The organism is Ureibacillus xyleni (genome assembly GCF_900217795.1).
GTDB classification, from domain to species: domain Bacteria; phylum Bacillota; class Bacilli; order Bacillales_A; family Planococcaceae; genus Ureibacillus; species Ureibacillus xyleni.
In genome coordinates, this window is record NZ_OBMQ01000004.1 from 151,580 (window position 1) to 173,836 (window position 22,257).

22 protein-coding genes, 1 pseudogene, 1 riboswitch and 1 other annotated feature are annotated in these 22,257 nt (G+C 35.4%); of the genes and pseudogenes, 20 read left to right on the forward strand and 3 right to left on the reverse strand.

From position 1 onward, the window contains the following. Positions 1 to 20 precede the first annotated feature (20 nt). The 3 genes from CRO00_RS20110 (at position 21) to CRO00_RS07850 (ending at position 2,053) form a co-directional block, all read left to right on the forward strand. Positions 21 to 197 carry a hypothetical protein gene (locus tag CRO00_RS20110; RefSeq protein WP_161946635.1) on the forward strand — a complete coding sequence of 59 codons (177 nt, stop codon included), beginning with the start codon at positions 21 to 23 and terminating at the stop codon, positions 195 to 197. A 1-nt stretch (position 198) separates the two neighbouring features. After that, positions 199 to 1,044, forward strand: a complete 846-nt coding sequence (locus CRO00_RS07845; protein WP_097073128.1) for an MBL fold metallo-hydrolase — start codon at positions 199 to 201, stop codon at positions 1,042 to 1,044. A gap of 79 nt (positions 1,045 to 1,123) precedes the next feature. Further along, on the forward strand, positions 1,124 to 2,053 hold the full coding sequence (locus CRO00_RS07850; protein WP_097073129.1) for a coiled-coil domain-containing protein: 930 nt from the start codon (positions 1,124 to 1,126) through the stop codon (positions 2,051 to 2,053). A 42-nt stretch (positions 2,054 to 2,095) separates the two neighbouring features. On the opposite strand, the gene CRO00_RS07855 is transcribed toward CRO00_RS07850, so the two are convergent. Then, the gene (locus CRO00_RS07855; RefSeq protein WP_097073130.1) at positions 2,096 to 4,087 is read right to left on the reverse strand and encodes a methyl-accepting chemotaxis protein; all 1,992 of its coding nucleotides are present in this window, start codon (positions 4,085 to 4,087) and stop codon (positions 2,096 to 2,098) included. A 197-nt stretch (positions 4,088 to 4,284) separates the two neighbouring features. Then, positions 4,285 to 4,495 (forward strand) — a binding site (T-box leader). 143 nt (positions 4,496 to 4,638) lie between these two features. On the opposite strand from CRO00_RS07855, the gene proS reads away from it, so the two are divergent. The 3 genes from proS (at position 4,639) to CRO00_RS07865 (ending at position 7,660) form a co-directional block, all read left to right on the forward strand. After that, positions 4,639 to 6,075 (forward strand): proline--tRNA ligase, encoded by a 1,437-nt coding sequence (gene proS, locus CRO00_RS07860; RefSeq protein ID WP_097073131.1) that lies wholly within the window; start codon positions 4,639 to 4,641, stop codon positions 6,073 to 6,075. A 119-nt stretch (positions 6,076 to 6,194) separates the two neighbouring features. Next, positions 6,195 to 6,323, forward strand: coding sequence for a hypothetical protein (locus CRO00_RS20540; protein WP_272914313.1), 129 nt, complete (start codon positions 6,195 to 6,197; stop codon positions 6,321 to 6,323). A 494-nt stretch (positions 6,324 to 6,817) separates the two neighbouring features. Beyond that, the gene (locus CRO00_RS07865; RefSeq protein ID WP_161946636.1) at positions 6,818 to 7,660 is read left to right on the forward strand and encodes a methyl-accepting chemotaxis protein; all 843 of its coding nucleotides are present in this window, start codon (positions 6,818 to 6,820) and stop codon (positions 7,658 to 7,660) included. Between the two features lie 275 nt (positions 7,661 to 7,935). Here CRO00_RS07865 and serC read toward each other — a convergent pair whose 3' ends face one another. Continuing rightward, on the reverse strand, positions 7,936 to 9,033 hold the full coding sequence (gene serC, locus CRO00_RS07870; protein WP_097073133.1) for a 3-phosphoserine/phosphohydroxythreonine transaminase: 1,098 nt from the start codon (positions 9,031 to 9,033) through the stop codon (positions 7,936 to 7,938). 235 nt (positions 9,034 to 9,268) lie between these two features. After that, positions 9,269 to 9,350: riboswitch (cyclic di-GMP riboswitch) on the forward strand. Positions 9,351 to 9,375: 25 nt separating this feature from the next. On the opposite strand from serC, the gene CRO00_RS07875 reads away from it, so the two are divergent. The 11 genes and pseudogenes from CRO00_RS07875 (at position 9,376) to CRO00_RS07915 (ending at position 19,841) form a co-directional block, all read left to right on the forward strand. Next, the gene (locus CRO00_RS07875) at positions 9,376 to 10,347 is read left to right on the forward strand and encodes an Ig-like domain-containing domain (protein WP_097073134.1); all 972 of its coding nucleotides are present in this window, start codon (positions 9,376 to 9,378) and stop codon (positions 10,345 to 10,347) included. A gap of 70 nt (positions 10,348 to 10,417) precedes the next feature. Continuing rightward, positions 10,418 to 10,570 (forward strand): hypothetical protein, encoded by a 153-nt coding sequence (locus tag CRO00_RS20280; RefSeq protein ID WP_202615642.1) that lies wholly within the window; start codon positions 10,418 to 10,420, stop codon positions 10,568 to 10,570. A 12-nt stretch (positions 10,571 to 10,582) separates the two neighbouring features. Further along, positions 10,583 to 11,347 carry an NRDE family protein gene (locus CRO00_RS07880; protein ID WP_097073135.1) on the forward strand — a complete coding sequence of 255 codons (765 nt, stop codon included), beginning with the start codon at positions 10,583 to 10,585 and terminating at the stop codon, positions 11,345 to 11,347. A gap of 422 nt (positions 11,348 to 11,769) precedes the next feature. Then, positions 11,770 to 12,882: an S-layer homology domain-containing protein gene (locus CRO00_RS07885; protein WP_237658354.1), complete on the forward strand. Its 1,113-nt coding sequence runs from the start codon at positions 11,770 to 11,772 to the stop codon at positions 12,880 to 12,882. Positions 12,883 to 12,994: 112 nt separating this feature from the next. Then, entirely contained in the window at positions 12,995 to 14,548 is a 1,554-nt protein-coding gene (locus tag CRO00_RS07890) for a sensor domain-containing diguanylate cyclase (RefSeq protein ID WP_097073136.1), read from the forward strand. A 39-nt stretch (positions 14,549 to 14,587) separates the two neighbouring features. Next, the gene (locus tag CRO00_RS20115) at positions 14,588 to 14,755 is read left to right on the forward strand and encodes a hypothetical protein (RefSeq protein ID WP_161946637.1); all 168 of its coding nucleotides are present in this window, start codon (positions 14,588 to 14,590) and stop codon (positions 14,753 to 14,755) included. Positions 14,756 to 14,962: 207 nt separating this feature from the next. Then, positions 14,963 to 15,544 carry a hypothetical protein gene (locus CRO00_RS07895; RefSeq protein WP_097073137.1) on the forward strand — a complete coding sequence of 194 codons (582 nt, stop codon included), beginning with the start codon at positions 14,963 to 14,965 and terminating at the stop codon, positions 15,542 to 15,544. 269 nt (positions 15,545 to 15,813) lie between these two features. Beyond that, a pseudogene (locus CRO00_RS07900) lies at positions 15,814 to 15,915 on the forward strand (YjcZ family sporulation protein); the annotation flags it as partial. Positions 15,916 to 16,075: 160 nt separating this feature from the next. Then, a complete protein-coding gene (locus tag CRO00_RS07905; RefSeq protein ID WP_097073139.1) occupies positions 16,076 to 16,186 on the forward strand; it encodes a YjcZ family sporulation protein in 111 nt (36 codons plus the stop codon). A gap of 142 nt (positions 16,187 to 16,328) precedes the next feature. Further along, the gene (locus CRO00_RS07910) at positions 16,329 to 18,416 is read left to right on the forward strand and encodes a DUF2339 domain-containing protein (protein ID WP_161946638.1); all 2,088 of its coding nucleotides are present in this window, start codon (positions 16,329 to 16,331) and stop codon (positions 18,414 to 18,416) included. 270 nt (positions 18,417 to 18,686) lie between these two features. Beyond that, positions 18,687 to 19,841, forward strand: a complete 1,155-nt coding sequence (locus tag CRO00_RS07915; RefSeq protein WP_097073141.1) for a toxic anion resistance protein — start codon at positions 18,687 to 18,689, stop codon at positions 19,839 to 19,841. 40 nt (positions 19,842 to 19,881) lie between these two features. On the opposite strand, the gene CRO00_RS07920 is transcribed toward CRO00_RS07915, so the two are convergent. After that, entirely contained in the window at positions 19,882 to 20,193 is a 312-nt protein-coding gene (locus CRO00_RS07920; RefSeq protein WP_097073142.1) for a CotD family spore coat protein, read from the reverse strand. A 329-nt stretch (positions 20,194 to 20,522) separates the two neighbouring features. Between CRO00_RS07920 and CRO00_RS07925 the strand changes: the two genes are divergently transcribed. The 3 genes from CRO00_RS07925 to CRO00_RS07935 all read left to right on the forward strand — a co-directional run bounded on the left by CRO00_RS07925 (position 20,523) and on the right by CRO00_RS07935 (position 22,184). Then, complete coding sequence (locus tag CRO00_RS07925) at positions 20,523 to 21,473, forward strand: alpha/beta hydrolase (RefSeq protein WP_097073143.1); 951 nt, start codon at positions 20,523 to 20,525, stop codon at positions 21,471 to 21,473. 78 nt (positions 21,474 to 21,551) lie between these two features. Then, complete coding sequence (locus CRO00_RS07930; protein WP_097073144.1) at positions 21,552 to 21,953, forward strand: PaaI family thioesterase; 402 nt, start codon at positions 21,552 to 21,554, stop codon at positions 21,951 to 21,953. Positions 21,954 to 21,998: 45 nt separating this feature from the next. Further along, a complete protein-coding gene (locus CRO00_RS07935) occupies positions 21,999 to 22,184 on the forward strand; it encodes a DUF6954 family protein (RefSeq protein WP_097073145.1) in 186 nt (61 codons plus the stop codon). Positions 22,185 to 22,257 lie beyond the last annotated feature (73 nt).

A 22,257-nucleotide genomic window follows, 5' to 3' on the forward strand; every position in this document is an offset into this window, starting at 1 on the left:
TGCTGGTAATAGAAAGTTTTGTGCAATTAATAGAAAATTTCCCTAAGTTAATAGAAAAATTAGATGCCTTAATAGAAAATTCCTTAGCAAACGCTAGTATTCGCCAAAAGTATACTTTTTCCGCTGTACGTTGGAATTACACTTTTTCGATACTTTCGGGTAAAATATTTAAGAAAAAGCGGATTGGAGTGAAATAGATTGATTCAATATCAAAATAGTGATTTCACAGTTTTCCAAAGTCTTTTATATAAAACTACTTCGACGGTTATTCAAACAAAGGATTGTATCATTGTCGTTGATCCAAACCTTTTACCCTTTGAAGTAGAGGCCATTCGCGAACATGTTGACAACATCAAAAACGACCGACCAATTTATATCCTTTTCACACATTCTGATTGGGATCATGTAATTGGATACGGCGCTTTCCAAGATGCAACGGTTATTGCCAGTAGCACTTTTGCACAAAAAGAAAATAAAGAAGACATTGTGAAGCAGATGAAAAAATTTGATGACCAGTACTACCTAGACCGACAACATCCAATCCTTTACCCTTCAGTAGATATTGTGGTGAATGAAGAAGGACAATTTTTAAATATAGGTGATACGTTTTTAACTTTTTATCAAGCAGAAGGGCATACAAATGATGGGATCTATGCCATCATTGAACCTTTAGGAATATGGCTTGCGGGAGATTATTTGTCAGATATTGAATTCCCGTTTATTTATGAGAGTAGTTCGCAATATGAAGCAACGTTACACAAAACAGATAGCATTTTAAAAAGCCATTTGATTGATTATTTAATTCCAGGTCATGGTCACATAACGGATATTGTTGAAGAAATAAAATTTCGTAAAATGGTGGCATTGACGTATATTAAGGAATTACGTGAAGCAATTCAAAAGGGGAGGGATAGCCAAAATCTCCTTGAAGGATATAACTATTTAAGCGAGCTTCAAATTTGTCATGAGCAAAATATTGAACTTATAAAAAAGGAAATGAATCATAACAAACAAAAAATTGTTAATCAAATGAATCTAGATTAATTTGTTTTGAACCCTACAGTACCCCCTTTTGTTCTCTTCGCATAAACTAATGAGGCAACAAGAAGGGGGTGTATTCACTATGGGGTTATATATTAATAATGATGAGCACCCAGAAGTGTTTAAAAATCCAAATACGCTTTTTGAACCGAATCAAGTGGAGTTTCGAAGGGATTATTTATCGGAGCTTTTAGAACAACAAGTAAGGGCAAGCAAAGAATTACAAAATGCGGTATCTACTAATCACACATCACAAATACAATGGAATCATCAGCAATCCGAGCAATGGGAAAAATTAGATGACCGTTTAAGTAATATCGATCATTTCCATCAAATGCAAGAACAATTGGAGCAGCAAGTAATCGATATGTTAGGGTCCATTGAAAATCAAAATGCCTTCATTCAAGAAGTGTTAAAGGACGATCAACATAATCAACAAAATTTGCTACATGAAGTAAATGGGATTACGCAATCACAAGAAACATTACACCAAGAAGTAAATGCTATTTCTCATTCACAAGTAAACTTGCTGCAAGAAGTAAATGGCATTTCTCAATCACAAGAAGCTTTGCGTCAAGAAGTAAACAGCATGTCTCAATCACAAGAAAACTTGCTACAAGAAGTAAACACGATTACGCATTCGCAAAAAGAAGTGGCGACAAGAGTAGATGTGATTGCGGATGAACATAAAGAAATTGTTCATTTGTTAAAGGATTATGCAACGATGACAAGTGCGATGTTGAAACGAATTGAACATGTGGCATCAATCAATGAAGAAATGCAAGAAAAAATGGAGGAACAAAGAGAAGTTAACGAGCAATTGTTAACGCGACTTTCTTGTATCGAACAATCACAAAAAGAAGTCATTGAGCAAGTCGATAATAGTGAAGGATTAATAGAAAAGATTGTTCGTCAAATTGAACATTTGCGAGCAAGCTTATTTGAACGAACTAACTTCTTAGAAGAAAAGATTGAAAAGATTTTTCAATTTCAAAAAGTGAAAAATGGATAACAAAAAGCCACGGTTGGTTCATCAACGCGTGGCTTTCGTGTTTTATAATTTAAATTTGCTTGCGGCAATGGACAGTTCTGTACTTAAACTGTTTAGCTCTTCAGATGCAAGAGCGACCGATTGGATGGCATTTAACTGCTCGTCACTTGATGCGCTCACTTCTTCACATGCTGCTGCGCTTGATTGTGCTGTTAAAGCCATTTGTTGAATTGTTTGTACAACACGGTCTTTGTATTTAATGATACCTTCAATTTCTGTCGTTACATGTTTAAAAGTTGCTTCCATGTTGTTCACTAACTCAGTTAAATTACCAAAGAGGGTACCAGTTTCTTCAACGACTACACCTTGAGTTTGGAAAGTTTGTTGCATTTCCGTCATTTGGTTAGCAACAACTTGTGATTCTGATTGAAGTTCTTGAATCGTTAATTTGACTTGTTCGGTTGCGTTTCTTGATTGTTCCGCTAATTTTCGTACTTCAGCTGCAACAACTGCAAAACCTTGACCATGTTCACCAGCACGAGCAGCTTCAATACTCGCATTTAGCGCTAATAAATTCGTTTGCGTGGAAATTTCGGAAATTGTATTCATGATCGAGTCAATCGCGCCGACTTTCGCTTCTAAAATTTTAACAGCTTGTGCCATATTCAGTAAGTCTTGTTTCGAGTGATCAAAGGAGCCGAGTAAGTTCTCCATTTTTTCTTCCCCAACGACATTTAATTTGCCAGCCTGGATTGTAATCGCATGTAGGGCGTTGGATTGTTCTTGCATGTCATTAATTTTGTCCCCAAGTTTCACGGAAGATTCCATTACAGCATCTGCATTTTCTGAAGAAGTTGTTGCACCAATGGCAATATCATTCACGGCTTTTGACACTTCAATACTCGATGCACTTGTTTCTTCTGCTAATGCGCTTAGTAGTTGCGAACGTTCTTCTACATGTGCAGATGAATCTTGAACAACAGTAAGGATGGATTTCATTTGTTGAACCATATCATTAAAGTAGTTGGCAAGTTGTCCAATTTCATCTTTTGATTTTAAGTTGATTTGGACCGTTAAATCGCCTTGTGCGACTTCTTCCATTAACAAACCGAGTTGATTAATTGGTTTTAACGTTCTTGTTATTAAGAAGTAAAGAATAACAAATGTAATGATTAACGTAGCAACTGCAATGAGGACGATTACCTGTTGCATGTCCCTTGCTAAACTTTGCACTTCTTTTACATCATATACAGCACCAACTGTCCAACCAAGTTCAGGAATTTTGTTATAAACAATCATGGATTCCTGTTGATCAACATCATCAGTAAAATGATTTGTTTTCGACGTATCGTTTAACATCTTATTTACATATTCAATTGATTGTAAATTTTCACCAGATTTTGTTGGATGGACTAAAGCTGCTCCTTGATTGTCAAGAATAAGTGGATAGCCATTATACCCAAGTTTTGTGGATGAGACCATTTCGGTTAATTGTTCTAACTGTATGTCTACACCAAGGACACCGATTACTTGATTGCCATCTTTAACAGTTACTGAACCTGTAATAGCATAACTATTTGATACAGTATCGATATATGGTTCTGACCAAACAAATTGGTCCTCATTTGCAATTGCATTTTTATACCAATCACGAGATTTAATGTCTAACTCATCTATCCCATCAAAATGGGGTTCAATAATGGTATAGTCGCCATTTGAGAAGTATATACTAGAAGCTGCATCGTAAATGGATAAATAGTCTGTTAATCCAGTACGGTATAAACGATCTTGTGCATCATCGTATGTTGTTGAGTGTTTATTAAATTCTACTACGTCGGGTGAATTTGCTAGTTTTAATAAACTATGTTCATACCCATCTAAAAATGTAGTAATCGTATTAGATAGTCCTGTTACAACCACTTCACTCGATTCAATTACGTTTTTTTCGGATTTGGTTGAAATCATGAATGAACTTATTGTAGAAAGGGAACCTAATCCAAGGACAATAATAACGAGTACAATGGCAATAATTCTCCATCGTATGGAAGTTTTCAAACGCATTTCCCTCCTAAATTTGTATATTAAGAAACTACTAATTTGATTATAGGACAATTGAATGAAAAACTTTGAATATGTATAATTGTTAATATTTGAATAAGTAAATCAATTTAAAATTTTCTGTTTCAACAACTCCTGGAAAAATTACCACAAACATTGAATTTATTCCGTTTTTTTGATACATTATAAGAAATATGAAATCAATGATGTGACCAAGTAAATGAGAATTGTGACACAGAAAATATAGCAGTTGCTGAGAGCTATATCACCACTTCTTATTGAAACCTATCACGGAGATGCGAGCAAAAACTTGCCGAGTCGTTATCGTTACTAACGTCAGGAGGGTAATAGTTTATTACCGAACTAAGGTGGTACCACGTTTATTCGCACAGAGACGTCCTTATTTTAGGACTCTTTGTGCTTTTTATTTGGATTTGATGTTTATTTTAGGAAGAGAAATCCAAATATATAAAAGAATACCACAGGCGAGCTCAAATCTTTAGTTAGAACGGATCCGTCAAGTTGTAATATGTTTAGGAGGAAATAAAATGTCTCAACAAACAAATGATTTTTCAAAATGGTACATCGACACAATTCAAAAAGCAGATTTAATGGATTATACACCTGTTCGTGGTTGTATCGCCTTTAAACCAGATGGCTATGAGTTATGGGAACATATCCAAGGCGAAATGGACCGTCGTTTTAAAGAAACTGGACACCGTAATGCGTATTTCCCAATGCTGATTCCAGAATCATTTTTCCAAAAAGAAAAAGATCATATTGAAGGCTTTTCACCAGAGCTTCCTTGGGTAACTGAAGCAGCAGGGGAGCAGTTAGAAGAGCGTTTGGCATTACGTCCAACTTCTGAAACTATGATTGGTCATTTGTATTCAGATTGGATTAAAAGTTATCGTGATCTACCATTATTAATTAACCAATGGGCAAACGTTTTCCGTTGGGAGAAGAAAACTCTTCCATTCATCCGTACTTCTGAGTTTTTATGGCAAGAAGGGCACACTGCGCACGTAGATGAAGAAGATGCACGTAAAGAAACGATGCAAATGTTAAATATTTATAAAGAAGTAGTAGAAGGGTTCCTTGCAATTCCTGTGTACGATGGTCAAAAAACACCATCAGAACGTTTTGCAGGTGCAGTTGATACGTATTCAATCGAAGCGATGATGAAAGACGGAAAAGCTGTACAAGCCGGAACTTCTCACTATTTAGGGACAAAATTTGCGGAAGCTTTTGATATTAAATACTTAAACAAAGAAAACAAACATGTTCACGTTCATACAACGTCTTGGGGTACGTCAACACGTTTAATTGGTTCTGTCATCATGGTTCATGGTGATGAGCAAGGTCTAGTATTACCTCCAAAAATTGCACCAACTCAAGTTGTCTTAATCCCAGTTGGTCCTTGGAAAAAGAACCCAGCGATCATTGAAAAATTAGACGAAATTTTTGCGAGCCTAAAAGCAAAAGGCATCCGTGTTCGTCTGGATGATTCAGATCAATCACCAGGATTTAAATTCAATGAATGGGAATTAAAAGGGGTACCAGTACGTATCGAGCTTGGCCCACGTGACTTAGAGAATAACCAAGTGTTATTGAAAGCTCGTGACGAACAAGACAAACAAACTGTCGAACTTGGCGCTGTTGTAGAAGCGATCGAAAAAGAGCTTGAAGTAATGCAAACAAGACTTTACGATAAAGCAAAAGCGTTCCGTGATGCGAACTCTCATACACATATTGATTCATTAGCTCAATTACACGAACATTTAGCTACTTCAGAACAAAACGGCACAATTCCTGGATGGGTTCTTGCTGGCTGGTGTGGAGACGATGCATGTGAATCAAACGTGAAAGAAGAAACTAAATTCACAACACGTAACATTCCATTCAACCCTCCAACTGAAAAACATACATGCATTAACTGTGGCAAAGAAGCACAACACACTGTTTGGTTCGGCCGCGCATATTAATTGATGAAACTGCTCTTTTAAAAAGGGCAGTTTTTTTATGGGGGGAAATTCTAAGCTTTTGTATATAATTACATATTATCTAAGTTACATAGGAATTTATATTATTATGGAGGGTTCATATGCCAGATATTTGGTTATTACCAAATGAAACTGATAGATATCAAAAAGTTAAAGTATATTGGGATAAGAAGAAACGTTTAGATGATGCGAATTTTAAAGGAAAGTTTAGATCTTCTACAATATATTGAGATACGGTATTGAGCGGTGTCAATCGAGATTTTGAAGTTATAGAAAAAGTGATAGAAACATTGCTCCTTAAGATGCTAGTTAAATCCTAATTTATTAATTGTTAACCCCGTCCCAAAATGGGAAGCCACTGAAAAACTAAATACCGATAAAAATTTATAGTAATTATTTGCTTCTAAATAGAAGGTGGGATTCACTTCGCTTTCCACGGGCTTGGCTTCAGCCTCCTCGTCGCAAGCTCCTGCGGGGTCTTCAGCTCAAGCTGTTCCCGTAGGAGTCTTCGTGAATCCCACTTCCTAAAAGATCTGAGCGTATTTTTATTATAAAAATTTATTAAAATCGACTTTTTCAGTGCCCTACCAAAATGGAAGGGGGTTTTTTTAATTGCCTTTAAAAATTATTCAAAAAATATTACCAAATTGAGAGTTTTTGGAAAGATAATGGTGATATAATATTAGCTAATAAGTTGTTCATGTTGATTGAGAGGGGAATACTAATGAGTTTAGAGACAAAAAAAGAAGTACATGAAACACTACAATGGTTCGTAAAACATGCACCAACGATTAAACAACTTTTCACAGAAGATGTTGACATTTCCATTACAGATGGGGTAACAGTAATTGAACAACTATTATCAAAAGAAATTGCTGTACAGAGTTCGAAAGGTCGAAAGCTTGAAAGTAACGAACCAATTTTAGAGGTTATTCGTACAAATAAAGTAAAAGTAATGAATATCCCTGCTGAGCTTTATGGCGACCCATTCCACGTTGTCATGGCACCAATTCATGGAGACCGTGGTGAAGTAATAGGGGCAATCGGGGTAAGTAAAAGTACGAAAAATCAATCAAAATTAATGCAAGTCGCAGAGCATTTTGCAGCCTCTTCTGAAGAAATCTCTGCTTCAACGGAAGAATTGGCCTCTTCTGCAAGTGACTTTAGTACATATATCAAGCATTTAACAGAAGCCCAAAGTGAAATGAGCACACAAGTTGAAAATACGACGAAAATCTTGGAGATGATCAATTCTGTTGCTAAAAATACAAGAATTTTAGGGTTTAACGCAGGAATTGAGGCGGCTCGTTCAGGAGAATATGGACGAGGGTTTAGTGTCGTAGCAAAAGAGATTACAAAATTAGCAGACCAAAGTGCGGATTCTGTCAACGAAATTCGTAATCTACTCGATCAGTTAAAAGTAAAAGTGAATCAAGTAGCAACTATTGTGAAAGAAACATTAGATATCGCAAACAATCAATCTTCAAGCATTAATGAAATATCGCAAACAATCCAGCATTTAACGGATTTTGCTGAAGAAATTGAAGAAATGGCCAAAAAAATATAACATGAGTGAAGAAGAGAAATCTAGGGTGGAATTTCTCTTCTTTTTTATTTTAGAGAGAAAACCGAATTAATTGAATTTTTCCAATTCTTTGTTAATATATAAATAGAGTATAATATTATAACAATATGTTTTTTGAAAGGGGCACTTTAAAATATGGATCAATCGAACGACTATATACAAACAATTGTTCACTTTGCTACAAGTATGAAAGAATTGTATGTGCCCTATAAAAAACACCTTGCCTCGAACTTGAGACAAGGTGTTTTCGCTCGCTATTATTGATTTTTCTTTTGGAAATCAACCATGAAGTTCGCAAGTGCAAGACATGCTTCAAATGGTACTGCATTGTAAGTTGATGCACGGCAACCGCCAACAGAACGGTGACCATTTAGGCCAACAAACCCTGCTGCTTTTGCTTCAGCTAAGAATTGTTTTTCTAGCTCTTCATCAGCGACGCGGAATGTGATGTTCATTAATGAACGTGATTCTTTTGTTGCATGACCATAATAGAAGCCGTTGCTGTTATCAATTGCATCGTAAATTACTTTTGCTTTTTCTTCGTTTTGTTTTTCAATTGCTTCTAATCCACCTTTACCTTCAACCCATTTTAATACTTCACCTAACATGTAAATACCAAACGTTGGAGGAGTGTTGTAAAGAGAGTTTGATTCTGAATGCGTTGTATATTTTAACATTGTCGGGATGTTTGTGTTGGCACTAGCTAATAAGTCTTTACGGATGATCACAACTGTTACACCAGATGGCCCTAAGTTCTTTTGTGCACCAGCGTAAATAATACCGAATTTGCTTACATCAACTGGTTTTGACAAAATATCACTAGACATATCTGCTACTAGTGGAACCTCACCTGTAGTAGGGAAGTTTTTCCATTGTGTACCGTAAATTGTATTGTTTGAAGTGATGTGAACATATGCATCTGTTTCGTTGAATTGAATTTCTTCTAATGAAGGAATATTACGATAGTTGTTTTCTTTTGTTGAAGCAGCTTGAGCAGTTTGTCCAAAAAGTTTTGCTTCTTTTAACGCTTTTTCAGACCATGAACCAGTTAACACATAGCTTGCTGTTTTGTCTTGTGTTAAGAAGTTCATTGGTATCATTGTGAATTGAAGACTAGCGCCACCTTGAAGGAACAATACTTCATAGTTATCTGGAATTGCAAATAATGCTTTTAGACGTGCAATTGCATCGTTATGTACAGCTTCATAATCTTTACTACGGTGGCTCATTTCCATTAATGCCATACCAGTATTATTAAAGTTCACTAATTCTTGTTGTGCTTTTTCTAAAACTTCTAATGGTAATGCAGATGGACCTGCATTAAAGTTGTATGCACGTTTAGTTGTTGTACTCAAATTGAACACTCCTTGAAGATAATAATAAGAATATAATGATTATATACCCTTTTCTACCATTTCGCTCGTTAAATTTAAAAAATGATGAATTATTTGATATTTTAAATTGAAATGTAACTTTTCGAGATTTTTATACATTTTTTTAGCGTACAACATCATTTTTTGGGCCACCAATTTGCACTACTTTTCACCCATTTTCTACAAAGTCCCCTAAAATATTTCATAATTCTTCCGATATAAAATTGGGTACAACCAAAGAAATTTGGTGTCACAAAGCTATAGGGGCTAAGGGTTATCTATGCCAGCCAGCTACCATTACCCAACAATAAGGAGGAATTGGTAATGAAAAAATTCGTACTAGCAGTGGCAGCATGTGTTGCAATAGGAGGAGTAGCAACAACAGATTCAGTATTTGCCGCACCTAAAAATGAAGTTGTGCAACAGCATGGAAAACAACAAGAAAAAGAAAAGCAACAAAATCAGGGTCAAATCCAGCAATTAAAGTCAATTGATAAACAGCTTAATAATATTGAAGGCAAATTCAAATTGTATCAAAGCAAAATACCAAAATTAAGTTCATCAATAGAAGAATTACAAAAAGAAACGCAAAATGCTCAAAGTACTGAAACTACTGATGCAGTAGTGGAAAATGAACAAGTTTCAGAGTTAGCTGAACCGCAAGAAGAAACTGTTGCTACAGAGGAAGCTCCTACTGAAGAAGTAGTGGTTGAAGAGCCAGTAGTTGATAACGAAGAGCTTGATGGAAACAGTGAGGAAGAGGTTGAATCTGAGCTAAAGAAATACCCTGGATATGAAGGGAAGTTAAATGCATTATTAAATCGTCTAAATGGGGTATCAAACCGTTTAAACGGGCTTTCAAGTAAAGGTGCAGCTACTGAAGAATTACAAGCAAGAATCGATCGCGTTGAAGCAATGAAAGTTGAAATCCAAAAAGTAAAAACAACGCTAACTCAAATTGAAAAGAAAGTAAAAGAAGAAGTAACACAAGATACATCTGCAGAAGAAAAAGAATCACAAACGCCAGTTGATACAACCAAAGACTGGACAATTCAATTCTCTAAAGGAATCGACATTTCAACGCTTTCAAATTTAGATATTGTTGTATTAGATGAAGAACAAAACCTTGTAGAAACAACAATTTCTTACTTGCCGGATTCGAATGCAGTAAAAATTTCGTCATCTCAACCTTATGAATCTGGTAAAACTTATACATTATATATTGGTAATGATATTTCATCAGAAAGTGGTTTGAATTTAAAAAATTCTGTGAAAATGACGTTTACGGTTAAATAATCGGCAGTACTTTGGACGAGATTGTCTTTAGATAATCTCGTTTTTCTTATTTCTAAGTTAGGAGGGTACTATGGAAATTGTAGTAGCGTTTATTTTTTATGTCATTCCAGCGTTATTTATTATATGGTTTATGGTAAGTATTGTCTCTGCACAACGAGAACGTAATACCATTTTACGTGAAATCGTCGAAAAACTAGAGGCGAAAAATAACGACACGAAGTAAGGGGGATCAATCATGTGTTTAATTAATGTTCATTACAATCAGCACCCAACCTATAAACTAATAATTGTAGCGAATCGAGATGAGGATTATTTACGCCCAACAGAAGCCGCGCATTTTTGGCAGGATAACCCAACAATCTTAGCAGGCAGGGATCTTTTGCAAATGGGAACTTGGCTAGGAATTTCGAAAAACGGTCGATTTGCGGCTGTGACAAATTTTCGCGACCCGAGTGAACCTGCAAAACCAAAATCACGGGGAGAAATCGTGACAAACTTTTTATCAGGTGATGGGACTATTGCAGCTTTTATTGAAGAATTGCGAACGAATCGGGATCAATATGGTGGGTATAATGTGTTGCTTTGGAACGGTAAGGAATTTTTTCACTATAATAACCGGTTAGATGAGGTGAATAATATTAAAGAAGGCACCCATAGTCTAAGTAATTATTCATTGAATACACCTTGGCCGAAAGTGGAAAAAGCGAAATTAAAGTTAAAAGATTATGCATCCCATCAACACGAACTAAATATGGAAGATTTATTTGAAATGGTTGCGGACCCAGAAATTGCTGAAGATGACCGGTTGCCAGATACAGGCGTGGGCCTTGAGTTAGAACGCCTACTTTCTTCAATTTTTATTAAAATGCCAAACTACGGAACTCGGAATTCCACGGTTATTTTAATTGATCACCATAATAAAGTTACGTTTGTCGAAAGAACTTTTTGGGATGGTGAATTTCAATTTGATATGAAGTTTGAATTTACGATAGTGGAGTAGTCGGTGGGAAAGTACAATTAATGATATTTGATTAACAGTGTTGAAGACGGAAATGGCTGGGAAACTGGGGGAGAATGGTATTCATAGAGCGTATGAAAACAAAAATCTGAAGGAAATTGCATCAGAATGGTATTCATTACTGCGGTGATGCATAGGAATCCGCGTTACGTATAGTGAATTAACAATCGTTTTGTCCACTGGGCGCTATGTTTTGTCCACATAGCGATGCGTTTTGCCCACATAACGCTATTGGTTTCACCACACCAAAATACTGGCTAAAGTCGATTCTTATCCTACGAGAAACGGCTTTTTATTTGCTTAAGAAGTGACAAACTTTCCATATTTTTAGTTATATTCATTTTACTCTATTTCGAGTAATATTTTCGAGTAAGATAAATTATTATGGAAGGGTGTTAAACCAATTGAAAATAGCTCGTAGTTTATTAGTTTTAGTTCTTGCATTCAGCATTTTTTCGATATCCCCTGCTTTTGCGGCAGAAAAAACAATAGATCAATATTATATGTATGATGTTGATTATGATCATGAGGCGTACAACCAATTAGAACGTTTCTTATATACAGATATTCTAAGCGGTTATGAGGAAACTGAAGTTTATGAAGAAGATGGCGAAATCTATGAATATACTTCTATTTTTGTAAAGCCGGGAAATACGATTACGCGTGCACAATTCACAAAAATTTTAGTGAACGCCATGAATTTAACGAGTGGGGAGTTAAACAAATCCTTCCCTGATGTTAAAGCAACAGATTGGCACTATGATTATGTACAAATTGCGACGAGCAACGGAATTATTATTGGTAAACCAGATGGCACGTTTAAACCAAATGAAAAAATTACACGTGCTCAAATGGCTTCGATGATTTACCGCGCATTCGAGCCGACAGTAGATTTTTCAGCCCCAGTAAAAACGTTCACAGATGTGACAACGAACAACTCTGCATATGAAGCAATTGTTAAAGCAGCAGGTGTTGGAATTATTAAAGGGATTAAAAATGAATTTAAACCGAATAATCCTGCAAAACGTTCTCAAGCTGTATTAATGATTGATCGTGCATTACACTTAGAGCTTGGGACAGCGGTAGACGAATCGCAAGTTACTCAAGTGGTTGACCGTAACATTACAGAAGAGTTCTTATTAACTGAACAACAAGATCTTGAAGGGTTAAAAACTTTATATCGTGAAACAACAATGGGTTATTACCTAGCGTTCTCCCTTGATAACCTTGCATTCCAAGAAGATTCTGAGGAAATGGAAGGCACTGTCACAGCAAAACAAGTGGGTGAACATACAAGCACGGTTGTTTCATTAAATAAACGTTTTGCTGAAGTGAAAGTAGACAATTTAAAAGTTCATGTTGCAATGAGTGCACCAGATATGTCTTTTGAAATGACAGTGGATATGTCAGGAACAGCTTACTTAAAGAAAACAGAAGACGGAACATGGAAAATTTATAACATTGTTTACGACGAAGATTATGAAGATGCGTTTACAGCAGCGATGGAAGAAGAGTAACCCTAAAATTCCCACATTAGTGGGAATTTTTTTAGCCTTCTAAAATCTATAAAGTTCACTGTTTGGGGGAAAGTTGAAGTATAACCATTCATATAAAAGGAACGAAAACAACATGATGAAACCAAAAAAGGGGTTAAAACTAAACTTTGTCATTAGTATTTTGGTCACCATTTCAATTTTATTAGCGACGATTGTAACCGAACATACAACCAATAGAGTATTGAAAGTGACATTATCTGAGAATTATTTAAATAAAAATTATGAATATGCAAAGAAAATTTCGTTGGATACAAGCATTTTAGTAGATGACATGAAAATAAGTATTCGTAACTTATCAAAAGCGATTGAAAAAGGTAATTTTACACAAGCAAATATGGATCAGTGGTTTTCTGCGACAAGTCCTTATTTTAATGCAGTTTTTTCAACAGATGAAGACGGTGTTATACAATGGTTGAGCCCTATGGATGCCGGGAACAACAAAGTAATGCCAGGCACAAAGCTTGAAACAGATTCAATTCGAAAATTTCTGCGGGAGCAAAAACCCATTGTGTCAGATCCTTATTTGGCTCAATCTGGGGACTTAATTGTGTTAATTTCCTACCCAATCTTTGATAAGGACGGGACTTTTAGAGGGATTACAGGAGGAACCGTTAACATTAATGGGGATAATTCATTAACCCGATTATTAAAGAAACATGATATTCTAGACACTTCCTCTAGTTTCGTTGTTGATAATAATGGTGCCATTATTTCTCATACAGACCCAACGAAAATCTATAAAAATATTTCGGATTACCCGATTATGGAGAAAGTGGAAAAAGGGAAAAGTGGAAGTACAACAATCGTTGGAACGGGTGGGACAGAATATTTTGCTGGGTACGCATATATGAATAGTACGGATTGGTTCATAATTTCGAGTACACCAGTTTCAGTGATGAAAAAACCATTGGAAGAATTAACGAAAAAAGCATTAATTAATTCTTTCCCATTACTCGTTTTGGTTTTAATCATAACCCTAATGATTGCAAATAAAATCTCCAGACCCTTAACAAAATTAGCCGAATTTTCTCGTGATTCTGTGAAAAATAATAAGCCCCATGAAACTCGAGAAATGATTCAAATCAAATCATCCATCCGAGAAGTAAAATTACTTTATCATGATATACAAGAGCATTTGCAACTGTTGACAGATCAAAACCAAAAAGACGGCTTGACAGGTTTATCAAATCGACGTATGTTTGATTCCCATATAAACGAATGGGTGAACACGAAAACACCTTTTGCATTGGTTATGTTAGACATTGACTATTTTAAAAAGGTGAATGATACATACGGCCATTTAGTTGGTGATGATGTATTAAAATTTTTAGCGGAGATTTTAAGAGATGCTTGTCGAGTAGGGGATGGGTGTTTCCGATATGGAGGAGAAGAATTTGTTCTCTTATTAAAAGACGCGTCTATTGAGGAAGCATTCGAAATGGCTGAAGAATTAAGAAATACAGTTGCAAATACGATTAGTCCTACAGGGGAAATTATTACAATTTCGTTAGGGATAACTTTGTTCAATGCAGATGATGAACATCCAAAACAAATCATCGAACGAGCTGATAGAGGCTTGTACTGTTCAAAACGAAATGGACGAAATATGACAACGATTAATATATAGTCAATTAAACCGTATCATTTTTAAGATGCGGTTTTTATTATGAAAAAAAAGTTGCAAAACGATATGATAGAAGGGAGAATCGCATTAGCAAAGGTGATTGCGAAAAAAGCTACCTATGATGAGCTCCAAAACCTTCCATTCTGTTCAAATCAAAAATTTCTTCTATGGACAGCGTATTTTTATGAACCAAGATGCGTCCATGTTTAAATCGAGCAGCTTAAAATGAAACATAAACCGAAGTTATTCGTATAGGTAATTGAGTTGAGGTGAAGTTTTATGATAAAGAATAATGATAGAAAACCATTAAGTAATCTAATAATTTATGTGTTTTTAGGTGCTGCAGTGGGTTCGGTTATTGGATTAGTTGCTTACGTGAAAGACTGGCTGTAAATTACATGTAGAATTGAGGAATGAATGAATAAGAGAAAACTTTTTATATATTTGCTTGTAGCGGTGTTTTTGATTGCAGGCATCGTTTTGATTATTAACAATATTTTAAAAGATTTGGAGAAAAAAGAAGCGTTAAAACAAACTCGACATTATTTAGCCCAAAACTATCCAAACATGGAATATAATTTATTAGAAATTTCGTCTTCCACTCATTTTAAACATTATGGCTATTTTGAACATGCCGTAACTGTTCAAAACATCAATCGTGAGGAAACGTTAACCGTATATTATGATAAAAAAATGAATCGAATGGAAGACTCCATCAACATTGAATCACAAGAGGAGCTTTTAAATCAAGAAGTAAACCCAAAGATTGAAAGGTACATAGAAGATCACTTTGGTGAAACGAAATATATATCGGTAAGTTATAATGTTGAAAAAGGGAAACCACTAATTGTTGTGACATTTAAGAAAAACCATCAAGACATAACGCAAACTGATTTTGATACATTTATTTCGTTTTTAAAGGATACGATTGAACTTGAGCATGCCACTGTGATTGTTGACTATTGGACAAGAGAGTTGTCTTTTAATCAAGAGTTTTAAAGCCGTCTTTCCAATCGGGAAGCGGTTTTTTAAATGGGCATAAACGATTGTCATACCTCTTAAATGAATCTTTGCATTAATTAATAACAGGAGGTAGCTATTAAGGTAGAAACGAAAGAAGCTCATTCATTACAAAAACTTACGGATAACTAAACTTTTGTCCAATACCCCCTTCAAAGAGAATCATAAATTATAAATGTGTTCAAAGAAAGGAGGTTTTTTGTATGGGTTACTGTGGAAATGTTGGAGGAGCTGGTGACTACGGTTATGGTCATGGAAACGGCTTTGCTTTACTAGTAGTACTATTCATTCTTCTTATCATTATCGGTGCTTACTATAACTTCAATGGCGGCGGCGGAAAATACTGCTAATAACAAAAAGGCATCCATCTCGAGGGAAACTCGGGGTGGGTGCTTTCAAATTTTTTAAGGTAGCACCAGCAAAAAACAGGGCAAACCCAAGTCATTTGTCCCTGTTCTTTTTGGGGAAACGACATAAATTGTAGTATCTCGTATAAAGGGGGAGTAAATCATGTATTGTAATTCACATGGTGGTTATTCAAAAGGACACAACAATGAGTTTGTATTAATCGTAGTACTTTTCATCCTACTAATAATTGTTGGCGCACACTATTTTAAATAAGCAGCAGCAATAAAATGCCTCGAAAGTATTTATACTTTCGGGGCATTTTGTATTGAAATAGCTTTTTAGTACTACATTATATTTGGCAAGATTAAAATAAAATAGTAATAGTATTTCATTAATGGATAAAGGGGTTTCGATAATGGATCAAGAAACCGAAAAGCGAATTGCCTGCTTAGAAGAAGAGGTGCGGGCTCTCCGTTTTGAATTAAATGAATTAAAGGGTATCAAACAAATGGAGGAACAGCCAATTCTTGAAAAACCTCAAATTGAGTTGGAAAATCCTTTAGTAAAACTTAATAAGGCGGCACAAGAACGTGTAAATCCAAAAACGATTACTCAACCCCCAATACAACCGAAAAAAGAAACATCTCCGAAAAATTCACGGAGTTTTGAAGAAATCGTTGTTTGGGCATTGCCAAAAATATTTATGATCATTCTTGTCCTCGGCGTTTTATGGGGATTAAAGCTGATTAGTGATTTTGGATTATTTCCAAATACTGTTAAAATTATTTTGGCATACTTCCTTTCCATTGGTTTAATGGTAGCGGCTTACCTAATGGAAAAAAGGAAACGAGACACCTCACAAGTTTTGACCGTCGTTTTATATGGTGGGGCATTCATCATTGGGATATTGACGACAGCTGCAGGGGCCATACTTTATGAGGTGCTCGGACTTTATGTGGCGTTATTGTTAACTCTACTTTATATTGCGTACGGTATCATCATTTCATATTTAAAGAAAAATGAAGTGTTATCGGTGTTTGTAATTTTCACTTCCTTGTTACTACCGTATTTACTAGAATATATGGAATTTAATAATGCAATCATCCTGTTATATGTAGTACTTGTATTTGGTGCAATGCAGTTGGTATTTATGAAGCATCGCCAAAAGGTTGCACTTTATATTGCGTATTTCTTCTCCATCATTGCTGTTCAAGTAATTTATAGCTTGAATGATCAAGAGGAATATTTATATTTCATTAGCTATGTTTTATTGAATGTTATTTTTCTTGTGGTTTGGCTGCGAGTTTATAATTCGGGCAAAATGAAAGCCTTACATGAGGGAATGTTATTTAGTTTAAGTGGACTTACAATCATATTAATGAACGTCATTTCGGATGATAATGCAATGCCGTTCATTGCTTTAACCATTATTTTCGGAAGTTTTGCGTTATTTGCATTTAAACGTGGGCAATTCCGAATTGTGGATGTTGTTGGAACGCTTGCCCTAGTCGCATTTTTTAACATGTTACTTGCGTTTGATTTGTCCAACGATTTTGATATCGTCCTATTGCCACTTTCGACATTTTTAGGGGTACTGCTTGCGATTCGGATTGGCGCTATGTTAATGAAAATTACTTATAGCATTTTATTTACCATCTTGATATTCGGGCATTTTCTCATTGATGAAGTTGAACCATTTTGGAGTGTGGAACATTTCAATTATTTATTAATTTTTGCCTATCTAATCACAATTTTCGTATATGTAAAACGTAAGACAACAGAGAAAGCTTCGTTCACTTTTATTCATGATGTCTACCCAAACATTATCGTACTATACTTCTTTATTTATATTCTGAAATTCGATGGTGAATATTTTTCAGATTTTGGGTATCCGTACTTTTCAAGCATAATCTTCGTGATTGTGATGCTGGGGTCGTTTTTCCTTCCAGAACGATTCATTGGGCGAATTTTACGTTACGCACTCACGGTAGTATTTGCTTTAGTGACGATCAATTTAATTCCAACTCATTATGTCGAAGGTATCGAGATGTGGTTGAATTTAATCGTTCGGATCGTTTATGCGTGTGTGATAATTCTCATTGTTTCCGATGTTTATGAGGAAGGCTATTTATATAAGACGTGGATACGGAATTTAAAAATGAATGTGGATGGTTTCATCGCGGTAGGAATCGTTGCGTCTATGATGGTGTTATATAGTATTCTGAACCAGCTGATTTACGATGGTTGGCTGGATTATATCGTGATTGTCGCAGCTAAAACAATTTTGTTATTTGCCACTGCAACCATCTCGCTCTGGATGAGTACGAAGCGCAAATTAAAAGTCGTCCGGGTGATGGGGTATACGGTATTAGCTATGGCGATCTGTAAATTAATTTTTATCGATTTAGCAGATTTAAGTTTATTAATTCGCGCGTTACTGTTTATCACAATTGGGGGAATTGGACTATTCTTATCCAATCAGCTGTTGAAATCGAAAAAATAATGTAAATTGCAAAAGCCGCAGAATTTGAGTTTGCGGCTTTTTTTTGATGATGTGAGGACTTTCTATTATCAGCGCAATTTTTTCTATTAACAGGATGAAATTTTCTATAGTTGCCTTAGAATTTTCTATTAATCAAAAACTACGCTAATTGCTAAGTTGCAATGAAACTTTTTTACGTATGAATTCGTATGTTTTATATAGACCAAATGTGTGAATTATGTTTAAGATAAGATGACAATAATTTGAAATTTTGATGAACGGAGGATTTCTATGTCAGAAATTAATAATCCATTATTTGAGGACTTAGACGCAAAAAAAGTTGAACCAATAAACTCAAGCTTAGAACCAATTCCTCAACCTGTACAACTCGTATCACAAGAAGAGATGTCTCAAATTAAAAAACGCCAGCTCATGTTAAAAGAAGAGCCACAAGTACAAGCGTTGGCAGAAAAAATTGACCATAAAAATCAAATTGCCGTCCTTGAATTTGGGAAGGAAACTGCTACTGCGATTTCTAAATTTTCCGATCGCATGTTGTCTTCTATCAAGTCCAGTAAGCTGGAAAAATCGAGTGAACTTATTAACAATTTGAATAAAATTATGGACCGCTTTGACCCACAAGATTTTCATGAGGAGAAAAAGGGTGGCTTTTTAAAGAAGTTATTCAATAAAGGGAAAGAGCAGCTAGAACGAATTTTATCTAAATATGACACGATGAATAAAGAAGTCGATGTGATTTATAACGAGATTACAAAATATGAGTTGGAAATGAAGAAAAATACAATGGAATTAGAACACATGTATGACCAAAACTTAAATTATTTCCAAAGTTTAAGTGAACATGTGGCAGCCATTGAAGTAAAGCTTGACCAACTGCACCCTCAAATCCCGTTATTAGAACAAAGATCAAATGAAGGCGATCAAGAGGCGATGATGGAGTTAGAATCAATGCGTCGTACAATTGAGTTACTAGAACAGCGCCGTTATGATTTAGAAATGGCTCAACAAGTGTCATTCCAAGCAGCACCGCAGATTCGTATGATTCAACAAGGGAATAACCATTTAATTGCGAAAATTAATTCGGCCTTTGTGACAACCATTCCGATTTTCAAGCAAGGGTTAATCCATGCTGTCACAATTCAACGCCAAAAGTTAGTAGCAGATTCTATGAATGAGCTGGATAAACGGACAAATGAAATGCTCGTTCGCAATGCAGAAAATATCCGTCAGAATAGTGTCAACATTGCACGCTCTGCTGGAAACCCAAGCATTAAAATTGAAACGATTGAAAAAACGTGGCAAACCATTATGTCGGGTATTCAAGAAACAAAACAAATCCAAGCTGAAACAATTCGCAATCGTGAAGAAGGTCGTAAACGAATTGAAGCGTTGCAGTTAGAATACGAGAAATTAAAAAGAATGTAAAAAATTACCTACCGCTTTAAAAACGGTAGGTAATTTTTATTTAGAAGCCAAATCGTCTACGAGGGAAGCAACCAGGGTTTGGATTTCTAGGATCTCCACAATTGTGTTGTGTGTCAATATACTCATTTTCAACTGATTGAGTTTGAGGGAAGTAGTGTTGGTGATGAGTGTAATGACGGTTAATTGTTCTAGTGTGAACCGGGTGATAATGAGGTACCACCGTATTAAAAATGTTTGTTTTGATTACTTCTTGAGTTGGTGATACACGTGCTGGTGCGACTTGAGTTGGATGTACAGTTGGTGGACAGCAAATGGGCTTTCTACTACCACAACCGCAATGTCTTCTACGCATTATTTCTCCTCCTTCTTTAATAGTTCGTTGCCTTATTAAATTATGAAAAAAACGTTAGTAGAGTTGGTTGTATACCTATTATTGAGAGGAAATAGGTAGACTCTCATAAAATTGAAAGATAGATGCCTACATAGATATATTACTTTTCGATTTATAGAAATAAACGAAAGTCGGGTGAATAACCAAAAATCACCAATAATGTAGAAGTATTTCTGCATTTCACAATTTTTTGCTAAATCTATTTTTTCACCTTGCTAATTCCGAGTAAATCAATTAGTATTAAAACATACTAAATCTATAAGAATTAAAAACATTAGGAAGTGATCGATTTGCCGAATTTATTATTAAAAACGATCCAATATTTAGAAACCGTTAATCAACAACCATCACTCCATACGATGACACCTGAAGAAGTACGCCATTTACGTGCATCAGCCTTAACAACGGACAAAAACTCAGTTACACTTTCAAATATAGAAGATCAACTTATTGAAGTAAGAGACGGTAGTAAAATTAAGGTGCGAGTTTATACACCAATTGGGGAAGGGCCGCATCCGATTATTATTTATTATCATGGTGGAGGATGGGTCATCAATAGTATTGAGACAAGTGATACTTCTTGCCAAAATTTAGCAGCACTTGCGAATTCTCTTGTGGTGTCAGTTGATTATCGTCTTGCACCAGAATATAAATTTCCAACTCCAGTTAATGATGCTTACGATGCCTTTCTATGGACAGTTGAAAATGCTGTTAAGATTAACGGCATTGATGATCAAATTTCAGTGATGGGGGATAGTGCTGGTGCAAATCTAGCCACTGTTGTAACACTCATGGCAAAAGACTTCAATGGACCATCCATTGCATCACAAATTTTATTGTATCCAGTAACGGATTTAGGCTATGATACGACTTCTTATCATGAATTTGCGGAAGGGTTCGGTCTTGAACGGAAAGATATGCAATGGTTTGGGAAGTATTATTTAAATAAAGAAGAAGAAAAAGAGCATCCTTATGTAGCGCCATTAAAAGCAAATGATGTGACAGGATTACCGCCAGCATTAATTATTGTTGCAGAAAACGATGTGTTACGCGATGAGGGGATTGCGTATAGTGAAAAATTAAAAGATGCAAATGTGTCTGTCAAACAATTAGTGGCAAAGGGTCTTGTTCATAGTTTCTTTACGAAAAATGATGTGTTCTCTAGCGAAATCGAGAAAACAATCGTAGCGATACATTCATTTTTAAAGGAAACCGTAAAGCCAACTGTCTATTCAAACTAAAATGTTGGAAGGATTCACTTGAACAAAAGGTGAGTCCTTTTTGGTTGGTTTTGATATAGTAAATTTTGAGGTGACATCATGAATACAACAATACAAGAAATTCAAAAAAGTTTTGAGACAATGCCATTTTTTCAATTTATCGGGTTTGACATCATTGATTTTGATGAAGATCGGGTAATATTAAAACTTGAGATAAGAGACGATTTATTAAACAATAACCATACTTTACACGGTGGAATTCATGCGTCGATGATTGATCAAGTGCTCGCGATGTGTATTCGAGCAAAAACGAAATCTCGTTGTGCCACAATTAGTTTAAATATTAACTATTTAGCTCCAATTACTGCTGGGACCGTGTATGCAACCGGTCGAATTGTCCAACTTGGCTATCGCATTACACAGGCTGAAGGGGAAGTATATACTGAGGATGGCACTGTACTTGCAAAAGGGATTGGCAGTTTCAAAATCATTCGAGAGTAAAAGAGCATTTACTATAGAGAAAGCCGTTTTTAGGGAGGGTATTGTATGAAGTGGATTGTTTACTTCCTTTTTCTCGTCCTGTATTTAGGTGTCTCATTTTTTGGTTTAGGGCCAGTGCTATTTGCAGATGGCACGTTTTCGGAACGGATGATTACACTAGCCGTTATTATTGTCATTTATATGGTTTTAACAGGTTTGTTTGTTTGGTTTGTTAAAAGAAAACGAAAATAATTTTTTACTGGTAATCCACAGAGGTTACCAGTTTTTTTATTTTTTACATCGTTTCTATTGATTATTATATCGA